We start from the raw sequence: 15,521 nt of genomic DNA on the forward strand, positions 1-15,521 counted from the left end.
TCTCTACATACGTTTTTGGGAACTATCACATGGGCAACCCTGTCTTGGGTGGTCGCGCGTCCGCTGTGTCCAGCGACGGCATCATCACAAAATTCTATACACCTGCGGCCTGGATCGAAGGACGGGCCGAAGCGCAACTTGAAGAAATTGCCGGCTGGACCGGCGTGCAAAAAATCGCGGCCTTTCCTGATTTGCATCCCGGCAAATACGGGCCGGTTGGTCGTGCGGTTTTTTTGGATCGTGTTTTTCCGCAGCTCATCGGCAACGATATCGGCTGCGGCACATATTGGGGCGCGGCAACCCGGTGCGGGTTTTCAACGGTCACAATTTTTGCGAAGACAAGATAGGTTAGGATGGAAGTGCTCGACCAATTCCTGTCCAACGCCCTCGCAAGTGATTTCTTCGCTGGCGGTCTAGCGCTCGGGGCTTTCGGGGTCGCGGCGGCTTTTTTGCGGGCCGTGCTGCTTGCTCTCTATCAAGCCGTCAATCGGCGCGTGTGGGTCAGTCTGACGCTCGACAACCGCAGTGCTGCCTATCGCCACCTTTGCATCTGGATGGAGCAAAACAGCATTCTGTCCCGCTCCCGTCATGTTCGTATGACGGACGGCAAATGGGCGCGCGGCACGAAAGGCTATGCGCCTGCTCCGGGTCGGCATTGGTTCTTCTGGCGTGGAAAGCTCTGCCGTCTGGAGCGTGATATTGACGAAAAATCGAAAGTCGGAGCCGCTCAGAATCAACGCCCTATGGAAGTGCTGCATGTCACTGTTTTGCTCGGGAAGGTGCAGACCATTCTTGTTTGGATCACCGAGGGGCGGGAGATTGCCCAAACCAGGGACCGGATCGGCCCCGGCCTCCATGTTCTGAAAGGAGATTGGTGGGATCATGTCGGCGATGTCCCGCGCCGTTCCGTCGACACGGTGCTGGTGGATGATGACCGTATCGAGATTGTGCTGGACGACATGCGATGGTTTTATGGCGCCAGAAACTGGTACGCTGAACGCGGTGTTCCATGGCGGCGGGGGTATCTGTTTCACGGTCCGCCGGGCACGGGCAAGTCGAGCGTCATTCGCGCGCTGGCGTCTGAATTGTCACTGGATATCGCCACGCTGGATATCGGGCGTGCTACACAGACGGACGATGATCTGCGTGAAGCGATGATCTGTGCCCCCAAGGGGTCGCTGATCGCAATCGAAGATGTAGACGCCCTTTTCACACAACGCGAAGGCGGGGAAAAACGCTCGGGCGTCAGCTTCTCGGGCTTGCTCAATGCCATCGATGGCGTCGCAGCTCAGGAGGGTCGTGCCTTGGTCATGACCACGAACCACAAGGAAAGACTGGACCCGGCCCTCATCCGCCCCGGCCGCGCCGATGTGCACACCGAGCTTGGATTGGTGAGCGCAGCAACGGCGCGTCGATTTTTTGAACGTTTCTTCCCCGGTGAACGCGACTTGGCCGGGGCATTCGAACGGAGGTTGGGGGAACAAAGACACAGCCCCGCCCAGATACAGGGTTGGCTTTTGGCCAACAGCGCCGATCCATATGCAGCTGCGCAAGCCTCAGGGCTTGAATGCCGTCCGCAAGATATTGCAGCAGAATGAGCTGGCAAGTAGCCTTGAAAATGCTTGCGCCCGTTTAACTATATCGCGCCCCATTCCAAGTCGAACTTACCCAAATATTTCCTCAACCTGTCCGCATCATTCTGGGTTTTGCGTTTGCTTCGTGACACGGCAAACAGGGTGCGCCCAGCGGCACTCAGGCTTGAAGAATTTCGGCAGATCCGGATCACCTGTGCCAACTGCACAAGGTCGAACGGGTCCACATCAGACACCGCATCGCCCATCACATCAGCAACCAGCTTGAAATCATCATTGGACTGAGCCGATTTCCAATCCGCTTGAAGCGTCTGGATTTCAGTTATGACCATCGGCCTCGTAATCCGACCCCGTGGTGCAAGCGTACACAGCCGACGGATCGAGCTGGAGAAGTCCCGGAAGTTTCCCGGCCAACGTGTTGCGGGGTCTTTTGCGAAGTCCAGATAATTCTCACGGGCATTGGCGTTGAAACCAACATGTGTGCCCAGATCCCTTTCGCATCGACCCAGCTCGTGTAGCAGATTTGCCTCTATGTCCTCGGGGCGGGTGCGCAGGGCAGGCAAGGTAAAGCTCCATGTGTTCAAGCGGGCCAGCAGGTCTTGGCGAAAGTGTCCCAAGGCGGTCAAGCTGCGCAGATCACGGTTTGCACCGGCAATCAGGTGAAATCGGCTTGAGATTTCGTGGTCAGAACCCAGCGGATAGAAGCGCCCGGTTTCGATCGCATGTAGCAAGACCGATTGCATGTTGGGATTCAGTTCGTCGACATCATCCAGAAACAGTAGTCCGCCATCAGCCTCGCGCAGCAAGCCGCTCCGCTCGGTCCCTGCAGCCCCAAGGTAGGAACGGCGCTGGCCGAACAGTGTTGCCATGGCATCGGGCCCATTCAATGTCGCGCAGTTCACATGGACGAGGCGGCCCTTGATGCGGCGCCGATCAAGCTTGAGGCTGTGAATGCGCTCGGCCAGCTCCGTCTTTCCCGTGCCGGTTTCTCCGAGCAGAAGGATGGGTTCGTCAGAGTTGCTGGTGACAAGCTCAACTCGGTCGATCAGATCGTTGTATGCCAGGTTTCGTGTCTTGATCCCCCCTTTCAACTGATCGCTATGCTCACGCGACAATTGGTCAAACCGTTGTTGCAATGCGTTGTAGCGACTTAGATCAAGGTCAATGACGTCAAACTTTGGCGTTTCCTCCTCCGGCCCCGGTGGGCCGGTTTGGATCAGATGGGCAGGAACGTGGCGGCTTTCCGTCAGCAGAAACCAGCAAATCTGAGCCACATGCGTTCCCGTGGTCAGGTGCACGTGATACCGTTCGCGGTCATCGTCAAATCCATAGGAACGGGCAAAGTCGAAAAGCTTGCCATAGACTTCCTGAAAATCCCACGGGTCATTCAGGTCAAGCTGCTGAAGCAGAACCTCTGTATCAGGCGACGCTTCCTTGATCTCGCGCTGAACCCGCTTGGCAAGACGATTGAACCGCATGTCAAAAAGTATCTCGAGCCGATCCACCTTGAAGTGGTCGTGACTGACAAGGCTTAGCGTCGGCTTCCACCGGCGTTTCTTCCCCATGTCGAGCTGGGTGCCAAGAAAGCCAATCACAACGTTTTTCATATGATTATCCAGTTATATAATTCACTATACTAAAAGATAGTATCTGAGGGAGCAATATGTCTCGAAGCATCGATTTATCCTTTATTTATAATATGCTAGCCGAAAACGCGTTTTCTGTCTTTTTCTGACATCAGCCATGTCAAAACGTCTTCACGAACTAATGAGGAACGAAGAAATGGCGAACAAATCCGTGTTTGCATCGATCAAAGGCCGGTTGCTGCCGAAAGCGACTGCAAGAAATGCCCACGCGGCACCGGCCTACGCTTACTCCGATGCCCATGCCCTGGCGCAGGTCGCTGTTACCGGCACTTTCGGGGGTATGTTCTATCAGTCGCCGCAGGAAGAACTGGAATATGTTCTGGACGTGGCCGAATCCGTTGACCCGCGCTATCTGGCGCAAGCGGCCATCTATGCCCGCCGTTCGGGCTACATGAAAGATATGCCTGTCGTGTTGCTGGCTGTTCTGGCTCGGCGTGATCCGGTCCTGTTCCGTGCGGTGTTTGCCCATTTGGTCAACAACGGCAAGATGCTGAGGACTTTTGTACAGGTTGTCCGTTCTGGCCAGACTGGTCGTAAATCACTGGGTTCTGCCCCCAAGGCTATGGTGCAGAACTGGCTGAATACCGCGCCTGACCTGGCGATCCTGAATGCCAATATCGGTAACGACCCGTCTCTGGCGGACGTAATCAAGATGGTGCACCCGAAACCGGCGTCGGCCGAGCGCGAAGCCCTCTTTGCCTGGATTGTCGGGCGGCCATGCGACCTGTCTCTATTGCCGCAGGCGGTGCAAGACTGGATGGCGTTCAAAGAAACCGGCAAGGGTCCGGTGCCTGATGTGCCGTTCCAGATGCTGACGCAGCTGGATCTGTCCTCGGCACATTGGGCGCGGATCGCGCGCAAGGGCTCGTGGCAGATGGTGCGCCAGAACCTGAATACGTTTCAACGTCACGGCGTTTTCGGCGTGACCAAGAACGTGGATCACGTGGCGGCATTGCTGCGTAACCCCGAGGCGATAGCCAAGGCACGTGCGTTTCCGTACCAGCTGATGGTGGCGGCGCAGAACGTGAACAGCGAGATGCCACGCCCGATCGTGGACGCCCTGTATGATGCGATGGAAATCGCGGTGCAAAACGTGCCGAAGATCGCGGGTCAGGTTGTGATCTGCCCGGACGTATCCGGGTCGATGACCCGGGCTGTGACCGGGTATCGCCCGGGGGCAACCTCGGTCGTGCGCCATGTGGATGTAGCAGCACTTGTGGCCGCGTCATTCCAGCGTGTGAACCGTGGGTGCCAGGTTCTGCCGTTCGATTTCGGCGTGCGCGATGTACGTCTGGAGCCGCGCGATACGATCCTGACGAACGCCGAGCGTTTGGCCGATCTGGCGGGCGGTGGGACAAACTGTTCCGCGCCGCTGAAATGGCTGAATGAGCGTGGCAGGTCACCTGATCTGGTGGTGTTCGTCTCGGACAACCAATCGTGGCTGGATGCCCGCAACGGCGGTCAGGGGACGGCGATGTTGAAAGAGTGGGAAGTGATTGAGCGTCGCAACCCGATGGCCAAACTGGTCTGCATCGACATCGCGCCTTACGGGACCACGCAAGCGCAGACGCGCGAAGACGTGCTGAATGTCGGTGGCTTCTCGGATGCGGTCTTTGACCAGATCGCGGGCTTTGCCTGCGGTCAGACCGGCCCGGACCACTGGGTTGGCGAGATCGAGAAGATCGACGTGTAAAAGAAAGGGTCAGGCGGAATGCCTGTGGGACTACATTTTTAGGTAATGTCACCGTCTCACAATCAGACTTGTCCGCCGGACCCATCCGAAACGAAACAAAGAGGAACGAACATCGCGTTTAATGCTGGCTTGGCGGGGGCACGATCAGAGGAACTTGGCGATCCGACTCCGTGACTCTTGCGGGCGCTCTCTGGCATGGGCGGGACCTTATACCGCCACGTCTGCATTAAACGCGAAACATCTCGGCGAATGCCGAAGGAACTACATGGCACCAAACCGGAACAGGTCGAGCGGGTTCAACTCCCCTCCTTGCCTGCGCCCAGATGGCAAACGCATCTGTTCATTCGGATGCGGGGCGGGCCTCCCACCTGTTTCTTCACCCCTTGTCGCCGCGACTCCACATATTCGGTTGTAGCTCAGCGGTAGAGCGCCTGATTGTTAATCAGGATGTCGCAGGTTCGATCCCTGCCAGCCGAGCCAAAATACGAAAGGAAAGATCCGGGGGAATGCCCGTGGGAGTACATCGCTTGAAACGACCGCCGAAAGGCCTCTCACGAACTTCTTGTCCTCCGGCCCCAAACAGTCACGGCGAATGCCGGTGGAACTACATGAATCAATCGGTCGCGGGTTCGAGGCCCGCCATCGCTTCCCGCGATGTAGCTCAGGTAGGCAGAGCAGTTGAAAATTGTTTCGCCAACCTCTTGTCGCCGCGACTGCCGTTAGAGTGAGATAGAATGATGAGTGACGAAAATACAAGCTACCCAGTGACCGGGACGCATTTGAAAGATTGGGGGCACCGCCCCGGCAAGCAATTCCCAGCGCTGTTGGCGCGGGCCAATGAAATGCGCGCCGATGGGTTTGGGCTGATGCGTATCCGGCAGGAACTGGAAGGAGAAATCCCGCCCGCGCCGGTCACGATGGATTTGCGCGCCCCCGGCGAAGTGCCGTTTTACGAAAACATCGACGTGGGCCATCCGGACGAAGATGACAACCTCTCCAAAGTGCGCGAAACCATGAAGGCGTTGATGCGTACACCCACAATCGCTGCCGGCGCCATCATGCCGGATGCCTGCCCAGCCGGGCCTGTTGGCACGATCCCGGTTGGTGGCGTGGTAGCTGCGCGCAATGCGATCCATCCGGGGATGCATTCGGCTGACATCTGCTGCTCCGTCATGATCTCCGATTTGGGAAACGCCGACCCGAAGGCTGTGCTGGACGCAGCACAGTCGGTTACGCATTTCGGCCCAGGCGGGCGCCCGCAGGGCAAGCGGTTCACAACGTCGCTAAATCTGATGGATGCGTTCCGGGAAAATCCGTTTCTGGACAACCCGAAGTCGTTGCGCATGGCGCAGGAGCATATGGGCACTCAGGGTGACGGAAACCATTTTCTGTTTGTCGGACGCTCGCGCAAGACCGGACGTACGGCGATCGTGACCCATCACGGGTCGCGGGGGCCAGGGGCCGTTCTCTATAGACACGGGCTGCATGTGGCTGAAAAGTTCCGCAAGCAACTGTCGCCCGAGACCGCGAAACAGAACGCCTGGATCCCGGCAGATACCGAAGAGGGTCGCGATTATTGGGATGCACTGCAACTCATTCGCAAATGGACCAAGGCCAACCACAATGCCATCCACCAGGCGACAGTCGAGGCCGCGCGCCTGGGCGACGTGGGCGAGCGGTTCTGGAACGAGCACAACTTCGTCTTCAAACGCGGCGATATCTATTACCACGGCAAAGGGGCGACGCCTGCCTGGGATGGGTATGCGTCAGATGCAACGGGGCTCACACTAATTCCCCTGAACATGTCCGAGCCGGTGCTTGTCGTGCGCGGTAAGGACGCCGACCATGGTTTGGGCTTCAGCCCGCACGGTGCGGGGCGCAATTTCTCGCGGTCTGAACACAAACGCCGGATGGGATCGGTCACACCCGAACAGATGCTGAAGGCGGAAACAGAAGGTCTGGACGTGCGATTTCATGCCGGTGGCGTGGACGCTTCGGAACTGCCGTCGAGCTACAAAAACGCCGACAATGTGGTTGCCCAGATCAAATCCTTCGATCTGGCCGAGATCGAAGACTACATCGACCCCTATGGCTGTATCATGGCGGGTGATGTACCGCCGTTCTGGCTAAATAAGAAGAAAGGCCGCCGGTAGTCGCCGGCGACCTTTTCCACCTATCTCTTGGGCGGGCATTGGGTTCCAACCCCAAATACACATCGACTGTGGCTGCCTTCTTTCCGACCAGATTGGCATTTATGCCTTACATATCAAAACGTTCTTGATTGAGCTTATTATGCAGATCGAAATCACCCTTACCGCGCCCACTGATGCCGACTACGCCGCGAGTGACCTGGGCTTTTTGCTGCACAAGCATCCTGACCACGTGCATGCGCGGGAAACGTCGGCTGGCGAAGTCACTATTTTCTATCCCGAGAATTCGCGTGAGTGCACAACGGCGGTACTACATCTCGATGTCGATCCAGTTGGTCTGGTGCGGGGGAAAAACCAGCATAGCGATGGTTTGTTGGCGCAATACGTGAACAACCGACCTTTTGTCGCGAGCTCTTTTCTGTCGGTTGCGATGGGACGAGCCTTTGCCCAGACGATGGCTGGAAAATCCAAGGACCGGCAGGCCTTGGCCGACCGTGCCCTGCCGTTCTCAATCCGTGTTGTGCCTGTTGCCCTTTCGGGTGACTTGGAATTGGTAAAACGGCTGTTCGAGCCTTTGGGTTACTCCGTTCTCTCTCCGTCAGAGATTGGCGAAGAACAGGTCGTCGATCTGCGTCTGTCCGCAACACTGCGTCTCGCTGACATTCTCAGGCATTTTTATGTGCTTTTTCCCGTCCTTGATAACTTCAAACACTACTACGTGAGCGAAGAAGAAATAGACAAGCTTCTGGCCAAGGGTGAAGGATGGTTGTCCGATCATCCGGACAAAGAGCTCATAACGCGCCGCGCATTGAAGCACCGCAGGTCACTGATGAACATGGCTCTTGCCCGCCTCGAAGAGACAGCCCCGCAGGAAGAGGAACCAGAAGACGCCCCGAAGCTGAAACCGGAAGAGCAGCTTGAAAAGCCCATGCGCCTGCATGATTTGCGACTGGATACCGTGGCCGAGGTGCTAAAACAGCACCATGTCACGTCGGTCCTCGATCTGGGATGCGGTGAAGGCAAGCTGATGTCGCGGCTCATCAGGGAGCGAGGGCTGACGCGGATTGTTGGTGTGGATCCGTCCGTAAGAACTCTGGAAACGGCGCATCGCAAGCTGCGGCTACATCAGGCCGGGGACGCCATGAAGGAGCGGATATCACTGCAGATGGGCAGCCTGACATATGGGGACCGGCGCTGGCAGGGATTTGACGCGGCAACGCTGGTCGAGGTGATCGAACATATCGAACCGCACCGCCTGTCGGCCCTTATTCTGTCACTCTTTGCCGATGCCCGCCCTCGCATGGTGGTGATGACGACGCCCAACAGGGAATACAATGTGCTGTTCGAAGGACTGGAGGATGGCAAGATGCGCCACCCCGATCATCGGTTTGAGTGGACCCGCGCGGAATTTGAAACCTGGTCCAACACCGTGGCCAGCGAACATGGCTACGTCGTCAGCTTCGCGCCCTTGGGCCCTGAGGATGAAACTCATGGTGGCCCATCGCAGATGGCAGTGTTCAAACAGGAGGGTACTACATGAGCCTGCCTGCATTCACCCCGTCTGTTGCGCCGGATATCGAGGCGGTGATCCAATCCAAGTTGACTGCATTGGAGGCCGATCATGACGTGCGCATCCTCTTCGCCATCGAAAGCGGTAGCCGGGCCTGGGGATTTCCGTCACCTGACAGCGATTTCGATGTGCGGTTTGTTTATACGCACCAGCCTGACTGGTACCTGAGTATCGAGCCGGGTCGAGACGTCATTGAACTGCCCATCGAAGGGGATTGGGACATCAATGGCTGGGACATTCGAAAGGCGCTTGGCTTGCTGATCAAGCCCAACCCCGTGATGTTGGAATGGCTGTCGAGCCCGATCCGGTATCGGTGGAACGATGCAGTGTGCGACCGTCTGATCCGATTTGCCGACAAGACGACGTTTGGTGAATCCTGTGTTCATCACTATCGTAACTTGGCGGTAAAACAGTGGGACAGCCATGTCGGGGATAACTCCGATGTGTCTTTGAAAAAATACTTCTACATCCTGCGGCCCGCTCTGGCGATTTCGTGGATCAGGCAAAATCCCTCGGTTCAACCGCCGATGAACCTGCAGGCGCTTGTTGACGGTCAGTTTCTGGATCAAGAACTCGTCGCGCACATTGATCGGCTATTGGTCTTGAAATCCGCCGCCAAGGAAATAGGGCGTGGCGCACGTATCCCGATGATTGATGCATTCATCTACGATCAGATTGCCTGGGCTGAGGTCGTGGCAAAACGAGATGATCGGCCGGACTTGATGACCGAGGGTGACGAGATGTTGCGTTCGATCGTAAGCGGTGAGAGCTTTGAAGGAAGTGCCGTATGACCAAGATTGCCATCCCGGATTTCTCGCTTGTTGTCCTGATCGGCGCCACCGGCTCAGGTAAGTCCAGCTTTGCACGAAAGCACTTTCTCGAAACTGAAATCGTGTCTTCGGATGCCTGTCGCGCCATTGTCTCGGACGATGAGACCGATCTTGCTGCGACAAGCGATGCTTTTGATCTGCTCAACCACACCGCAGCCATTCGTCTAAAGCGCAGACTGGTGACGGTAATTGATGCCACGTCGGTGAAACGCGAGGATCGGGCAAAGCTTGTGCAACTGGCGCGCAAATATCATGCACTTCCCGTGGCGCTGGTGCTCGATATCGATCCGAAGATTTGCCATGAACGCAATCAGAACCGCTGTAACCGGGACTTTGGCGAACACGTGACGCGCAATCATGCAAAGGCACTCAAGCGTGGTTTGCGTGGTCTGCAGAAGGAAGGCTTCCGCCAGGTCCAGATCATGAAATCCCCCGGGGAAGTGAACGCGCTGGAGATTACCCGCGAGCCCCTCTGGACGGACAACCGCGCCGATCATGGTCCTTTCGACATTATCGGTGATATCCATGGTTGCTTTGAGGAACTGACCGAACTGCTCGGAGAACTCGGATACTCGGTCGATCCGTTTAAAGCCGATTCCGAAGACTTGATCCGCGCCCGCCATCCGGAGGGCCGCATTGCGTTCTTTGTTGGCGACATTACCGATCGTGGTCCACGCAATCTGGATGCGTTGCGGCTCGTGATGGGCATGTGCGATGAAGGTTCTGGCCGTTGTGTGATCGGCAATCACGACTTCAAACTGAACAAATGGTTGAAGGGCCGCAGCGTGACGCAGACCCATGGGCTGGACCTGACAGTTGCCGAGCTTGAAAAAACTTCGGAGGCGTTCCGCAAGAAGGTTTCGGATTTCATCTGGGATCTGCGCTCTCATGCCTGGCTGGCCGATGGCAAGCTGGTCATTGCCCATGCCGGACTGAAAGAAGAGATGCACGGGCGCGGCTCTGGTCACGTACGCGACTTCGCCATGTTCGGAGAAACAACCGGCGAGGTCGACGAATTTGGTTTGCCTGTGCGCCTAGAATGGGCGCGAGATTACCGTGGCAAAGCGGATGTCGTTTTTGGTCACACGCCGATGGCTGAGGTCGAATGGCTGAATCATACGATGTGTATCGACACAGGGTGCGTCTTTGGCGGCAAACTGACAGCCTTGCGCTGGCCTGAGCGGGAAACTGTTTCTGTCCCGGCGAAAACCCAATACGCGGTTCCGGCAAAACCTTTGGATGCAAGTCAATCCCTTTCCGCGCAACAGGACCATGACCGCCTGCTCTATTTCGACGATTATGCAACCAAGATGCGAATCGAAACCCGGTTCAAATCCACCTTGCAGATCCCCGAGGAAAACAGCCTTGCCGCGCTGGAGGTCATGAGCAGATTTGCTGTCGATCCACGGTGGCTGATCTACCTGCCTCCGACAATGGCTGCGTGCCCGACGGCTACAGAAGGCCCGTTCCTGGAGCATCCCGATCAGGCGATGGATCATTTTGCCAGCCGGGGTGTGACGGACTTGGTTGTCGAAGAAAAACACATGGGGTCGCGTGCCTTGCTGGTGGTCGCCAGGGACGCGGCCGCAGCCCAGGCCCGGTTTGGCGTGGAAGACAGCAAAGCTGGTGTGATCTATACACGCACTGGACGCCCATTCTTCAAAGATGATGCCGAAGAAGCTGCAGTTGTTGCGCGGATGGGAAAAGCGATGCAATCAGCAGGCCTGTGGGAAGAGCTTCATACCGATTGGGTTCTACTTGACGCAGAACTCATGCCTTGGTCCGCCAAGGCACAGGACTTGCTCAAACGGCAATATCTACCAACTGTGGCAGCAGCAAAATCATCTGCTTTGGCGCTGCTGGAGGCAATCGCAAAAGCCGGGAAACTTGAGGGGCTGAAAGCGCTTCGCTCACGCACTGAAACTCAGTTTTCCAACGCGGAACTGATGGGGCAGACAATTGATGGATACTGCTGGGACGCGGACAGCATCGAAGACTATCGCATTGCACCGTTTCACATCCTGGCGACCGAAGGCAACGTCCATGCTGATCAGCCTCATACCTGGCACATGGAAACACTGGGCAAGCTGGCCAAAGCCGATCCGATCCTGCAAACGACCGGCTGGAAACGAATTAACCTGGATAGCGAGGCTGATCGTGACGCGGTTGTCAAATGGTGGACGACACACACCGGCAGCGGCGGAGAGGGGCTGGTATTCAAGCCCAACGCATTTTCCCTGCGTGGCGACAAAGGTATGATCCAACCGGCAATGAAGGTGCGCGGGCGCGATTATCTTCGGATAATTTATGGTCCCGACTATGACCTGCCCGAGAATATCGAGCGCCTCCGCCAACGGGGACTTGGACGTAAATTCTCGCTTGCCGAAAGGGAGTTTAAGCTTGGTTTCGAAGGGTTGCACCGTTTTGTGGACGGGCTTCCGCTGTGCAAGGTGCATGAGTGTGCATTGGCGGTGCTTGCGCTGGAAAGTGAACCCGTTGATCCAAGATTGTAGACCATAAACTGACGTTTTGGGACAGAGCCGCAATCGTTCTCGCAAACAACGCGCCGGGCTGAAACGTGGTTCGAAATCACGAATTATGATCTCAAGATCGGGAAAGGAGATGGCCTGAACGGATTGGCCGTAGCAGTCCTTGATCAAGACAACGCACGCTGAGGCGCTTCCTCCAGAAGTCAGTCAATCGCGACCGCCGCAGTGCTTGAGTTGAGCAGCCGCCCCCGGCGCCGGGCAGTACTGATATTGACAAGGGCTAGCTGGCAACATGTGCGATCCTCTCAGACAGTCAGCCCTGCAAACTGACACTTGGCAGAAACGAGCCGACACCGCGTTCACATTGCAAGCGTTTCAACAGTGTCGAGGCCTTTCGTTGGTCGAATAAACCCATGCTGGGATGAACCTTTGGTTACCAAAACCCACCGAACCCAACAGCGCACGAAACCGGTATGGCCGTGAACACCAGTAGCTCGGTATCCGTGCCAAGCACATTTGTGATTTTGTCGAGGGTTGATCGGAGAATCTTTCGGTACTGGCTCAAGTCATTTTTTGCCTGAAATGCCGTGCTTTTGAAGGTTGCTGTGGATCTCCCAAATCGAAACCTCGTTACCTTCTGCCGACGTCACGCGGTTGTCAGCTATGTCGGGCATGATCGAGTGCGTCAATGCAAAGGGCTTTGAACCTTCGATCCCCTTGTTGCGAGAGAACTCGACGTCGTTGCCATCTTCGGGCCATGCCCTGGCATTGTTGAGCTCGGCGCGGATGTGCTGGCCTACCACCTTGCCTGCGAGGATAAATCGCGCGATCTGGGCGGCATGCTGGCGCTGTTCCATGAGCTGCCTTGTGCTGTCGGCTCGGCACCCGGGCATGCGCAAAGGCGGGGCCGGATCATGTTTCAGGAGCCAGCACGAAATCGTGCACGACTTCGTAATAGGGTCTGTCAAACCCCGCCGCTGCGATGCGCGCGGGATCGTCGATCAGGTCGAACTTCGCCAGCAGGCTCTTCTTCACACCGAAGACCGCATCGGAATGGATGTAAGGGTCATCCGGGTCGAAAATATGGGTAATCAGCGTTTCGAACCCGTCGGCCTCCAGAATGTAGTGGAGATGTGCGGGCCGGTAGGGATGACGCCCCAGCCTGGTCAGCATCTGCCCCACGGGTCCGTCGTCCGGGATCGGGTAGAATTTCGGCTTTACCCCCTTGAAGTGATAGCTGCCGTCCGGCCCGGTGCGGAACACGCCGCGCAGGTTGAAATCGGGCTGAAGACCCTTCTGCTGCACATCATAGAACCCTTCGTCATTGGCCTGCCAGACGTCGATCTTGACCGCGTTGATCGGCGCGCCACTGGCGTCGAGAATACGGCCTTTGACCAGCATAGGATCGCCCTTCTGGTCAAGGCAGATGTCTGATCCCATTGGCAATTCCGGCGCATCGGGCACATGAAACGGGCCAAGCACCGTCGATTCAGACGCGCCCGTGGGTTTGCGGTTGTTGATCGCGTCTACCAGCATCGAGACACCCGTGACGTCGGACAGAAGGATAAACTCCTGCCGCCAGTCGTTACACATGTGCCCGACCTCGGTCAGGAACCGGATGGCTTCGAACCATTCTTCCTGAGTGGGCTCGATCTCTTTTACCGCCGCGTGCAGATGGCGCACGACACTGTCCATCACCTCCGCCAGTCTGGCGTCCTTGGCGTCGGCATTGCGGCTGGTAACCACCTCGGCGGAATTTTCTTCGGTGAAATACCCTGTTTCGGTCATGATACCCTCACTTGGCCAGAATTTGCGTGAATACGCGGCGCAGTTCAGTTTCAGGCTCTTCCGCCAACCCTTCGTGCCGCCAGCATACGTGCTGATCGGGGCGGGTCACCACGCAGCCCGCATCGCCGACCTCGCGCGCGCGCGCCCAGTCGCCGACATGGTCGATGTATTCCTGCCGGGGGCCGATCACGTGAGCCTCGATTGTCACGCCCATCTCCTTGCCGATCTTGGCTGCGGCATCGGCCCACGGTTTGCCACCCAGCCCGGTGAACAGCGTGAATACCCCGTGGCCTGCCAGATCGAGGGTCGAATGCTTGTTGCCGCCGGCATCAAAGAGCCACGCATGCGGCAGGCGCGCACCAGGCCATGTTGTCGGCTGGTAATGCAGATCGGCGTCCAGCGCGAAGTCAGGTTCCATCTGACCGTCCGTGACCACCGCATCGGATTTGTAGCGCTGGTTCATTTCAACACCATGGGCATCGAATTCGTACTTCTTGAAGGCGATGGCCTGACGCAGCGCCTCGCGTTGTTCTTCGGCCTGTGCAGTGGTGTTACAGCGCGCGTCCATATTGGCCTTGATGACATCATAATTCGTGCCGCCGGTCATCCCAAGGGCGTCGAAGATCGGCCCGAATTCGGCGATGGACTGGTTAGCCCGGGTCACGATCTGTTTGGCGACGGGCGCGCGTTCGGTGGTGTAGCTGTCCAGCAGTCCCTGGCCGGCCTGTCCTTTCACGACCGCCGCCAGCTTCCACGCGAGGTTAAAGGCGTCCTGGATCGAGGTATTGGAGCCCAGCCCGTTCGACGGGGGATGCCGGTGTGCCGCGTCGCCCATGATGAACACACGACCCTGGCTCATCTTCTCGGCATAGGCGTTGTTGACCGTCCAGGTGTTGGCGCTGATCAGGTCGATCTGCAAATCCGGATCGCCCACAAGCTGGCGGGCCACATCGGTGGCCATCTGCGTGTCCACCACGGGTGCCGGTTCGTTGATGTCGTAGCCCCAGACAATCAGCCATTCGTGCCAGGGGCGCACCATCCGTACAAGCCCCATGCCGATCCCGCCCACATTCGCACCCGGCTGCATGACCCAGTAAAGCACCGACGGGCGATGGGCGACGTATTTCGACAGGTCCGCGCGGAACAGGATGTTCATCGAGCCGCCCACACCCATCTGTCCGGCAATCTTGAGCCCCTCGTTCTCGGCCACCAGCGAATTGCCGCCATCGGCGCCCACAAGGTACTTTGACCGGATGGTGAATTCCTTGCCTGACAGGCGGTCGAGGCAGGTGGTGGTCACGCCCTCGGCATCCTGTTCGTGGCGCAGGTACTCCGTGCTCATCCGTGGCTGCGTACCGCGCGCGCAGGCGGTTTTGAACAACAGTGGCTCCATGAAGGTCTGCGGCAGGTCGTTCATGAAGGTCGGGCTCGACAGCAGGTGTTCCGCCTTGGACAAGGGATGCGTGCCCCAGCTTTTCATGCGCCCGATCTCTTCACCCGCCAGGCTTTCGCAAAAGACGTTTTCGCCCATCAGTTCCTGTGCGGCGGCGTGCATGTAGGCCTCCTCCTCGACCTCGCGCCCCAGATCGCGCAGCACCTCCATCGTGCGCTGGTTTGTGATATGCGCGCGCGGCGTGTTGGCCAGCCAGCGGTAGCGGTTGATGACCATGTTCTCCACCCCGTAGGAGGACAGGAGCGCCGCCGTCGAGGATCCTGCGGGACCGGTCCCGATAATAAGCACGTCTGTGGTGATGTCGGCCATG

The 15,521-nt window shown here is 57.5% G+C and carries 11 protein-coding genes and 1 tRNA gene; 8 read left to right on the forward strand and 4 right to left on the reverse strand.

Annotated features, from left to right (window positions below):
• Positions 1–29 precede the first annotated feature (29 nt).
• Together KX928_RS05490 and KX928_RS05495 are read left to right on the forward strand one after the other, a co-directional pair.
• Entirely contained in the window at positions 30–347 is a 318-nt protein-coding gene (locus KX928_RS05490) for an RtcB family protein (RefSeq protein WP_257883525.1), read from the forward strand.
• A gap of 6 nt (positions 348–353) precedes the next feature.
• A complete protein-coding gene (locus tag KX928_RS05495) occupies positions 354–1,598 on the forward strand; it encodes an AAA family ATPase (RefSeq protein WP_219499770.1) in 1,245 nt (414 codons plus the stop codon).
• Between the two features lie 38 nt (positions 1,599–1,636).
• On the opposite strand, the gene rtcR is transcribed toward KX928_RS05495, so the two are convergent.
• A complete protein-coding gene (gene rtcR, locus KX928_RS05500) occupies positions 1,637–3,199 on the reverse strand; it encodes an RNA repair transcriptional activator RtcR (protein ID WP_219499772.1) in 1,563 nt (520 codons plus the stop codon).
• A 175-nt stretch (positions 3,200–3,374) separates the two neighbouring features.
• Between rtcR and KX928_RS05505 the strand changes: the two genes are divergently transcribed.
• From KX928_RS05505 to KX928_RS05530, 6 genes are all read left to right on the forward strand, one after another.
• The gene (locus tag KX928_RS05505) at positions 3,375–4,931 is read left to right on the forward strand and encodes a vWA domain-containing protein (RefSeq protein ID WP_219499774.1); all 1,557 of its coding nucleotides are present in this window, start codon (positions 3,375–3,377) and stop codon (positions 4,929–4,931) included.
• 405 nt (positions 4,932–5,336) lie between these two features.
• Positions 5,337–5,411 (forward strand) — tRNA-Asn (locus KX928_RS05510).
• Positions 5,412–5,665: 254 nt separating this feature from the next.
• On the forward strand, positions 5,666–7,084 hold the full coding sequence (locus KX928_RS05515) for an RtcB family protein (RefSeq protein WP_257883526.1): 1,419 nt from the start codon (positions 5,666–5,668) through the stop codon (positions 7,082–7,084).
• Positions 7,085–7,223: 139 nt separating this feature from the next.
• Complete coding sequence (locus tag KX928_RS05520) at positions 7,224–8,621, forward strand: 3' terminal RNA ribose 2'-O-methyltransferase Hen1 (protein WP_219499776.1); 1,398 nt, start codon at positions 7,224–7,226, stop codon at positions 8,619–8,621.
• Entirely contained in the window at positions 8,618–9,442 is an 825-nt protein-coding gene (locus KX928_RS05525) for a nucleotidyltransferase domain-containing protein (RefSeq protein ID WP_219499777.1), read from the forward strand. Before KX928_RS05520 ends, KX928_RS05525 begins: the two co-directional genes overlap by 4 nt.
• Entirely contained in the window at positions 9,439–11,994 is a 2,556-nt protein-coding gene (locus KX928_RS05530; protein ID WP_219499778.1) for a polynucleotide kinase-phosphatase, read from the forward strand. Before KX928_RS05525 ends, KX928_RS05530 begins: the two co-directional genes overlap by 4 nt.
• A 542-nt stretch (positions 11,995–12,536) precedes the next feature.
• Here the strand turns inward: KX928_RS05530 and KX928_RS05535 are convergent.
• Genes KX928_RS05535 through KX928_RS05545 form a run of 3 tightly spaced genes read right to left on the reverse strand, consistent with a single transcriptional unit; the run spans position 12,537 to position 15,520 of the window.
• On the reverse strand, positions 12,537–12,827 hold the full coding sequence (locus KX928_RS05535; protein ID WP_219499779.1) for a hypothetical protein: 291 nt from the start codon (positions 12,825–12,827) through the stop codon (positions 12,537–12,539).
• A 55-nt stretch (positions 12,828–12,882) separates the two neighbouring features.
• Positions 12,883–13,758: an intradiol ring-cleavage dioxygenase gene (locus KX928_RS05540; RefSeq protein WP_219499786.1), complete on the reverse strand. Its 876-nt coding sequence runs from the start codon at positions 13,756–13,758 to the stop codon at positions 12,883–12,885.
• A 7-nt stretch (positions 13,759–13,765) separates the two neighbouring features.
• Complete coding sequence (locus tag KX928_RS05545) at positions 13,766–15,520, reverse strand: FAD-dependent oxidoreductase (RefSeq protein ID WP_219499787.1); 1,755 nt, start codon at positions 15,518–15,520, stop codon at positions 13,766–13,768.
• Position 15,521 lies beyond the last annotated feature (1 nt).

Source organism: Roseobacter insulae (assembly GCF_019375555.1).
Taxonomy (GTDB): domain Bacteria; phylum Pseudomonadota; class Alphaproteobacteria; order Rhodobacterales; family Rhodobacteraceae; genus Roseobacter; species Roseobacter insulae.

Excerpts from the sequence above, each read along its gene's own strand:
- KX928_RS05540 (WP_219499786.1), bottom strand. The coding sequence starts at position 13,758 with ATGACCGAAACAGGGTATTTCACCGAAGAAAATTCCGCCGAGGTGGTT.
- KX928_RS05535 (WP_219499779.1), bottom strand. The coding sequence starts at position 12,827 with ATGGAACAGCGCCAGCATGCCGCCCAGATCGCGCGATTTATCCTCGCA.
- KX928_RS05525 (WP_219499777.1), top strand. The coding sequence starts at position 8,618 with ATGAGCCTGCCTGCATTCACCCCGTCTGTTGCGCCGGATATCGAGGCG.
- rtcR (WP_219499772.1), bottom strand. The coding sequence starts at position 3,199 with ATGAAAAACGTTGTGATTGGCTTTCTTGGCACCCAGCTCGACATGGGG.
- KX928_RS05520 (WP_219499776.1), top strand. The coding sequence starts at position 7,224 with ATGCAGATCGAAATCACCCTTACCGCGCCCACTGATGCCGACTACGCC.
- KX928_RS05545 (WP_219499787.1), bottom strand. The coding sequence starts at position 15,520 with ATGGCCGACATCACCACAGACGTGCTTATTATCGGGACCGGTCCCGCA.
- KX928_RS05505 (WP_219499774.1), top strand. The coding sequence starts at position 3,375 with ATGGCGAACAAATCCGTGTTTGCATCGATCAAAGGCCGGTTGCTGCCG.
- KX928_RS05490 (WP_257883525.1), top strand. The coding sequence starts at position 30 with ATGGGCAACCCTGTCTTGGGTGGTCGCGCGTCCGCTGTGTCCAGCGAC.
- KX928_RS05495 (WP_219499770.1), top strand. The coding sequence starts at position 354 with ATGGAAGTGCTCGACCAATTCCTGTCCAACGCCCTCGCAAGTGATTTC.
- KX928_RS05530 (WP_219499778.1), top strand. The coding sequence starts at position 9,439 with ATGACCAAGATTGCCATCCCGGATTTCTCGCTTGTTGTCCTGATCGGC.
- KX928_RS05515 (WP_257883526.1), top strand. The coding sequence starts at position 5,666 with ATGATGAGTGACGAAAATACAAGCTACCCAGTGACCGGGACGCATTTG.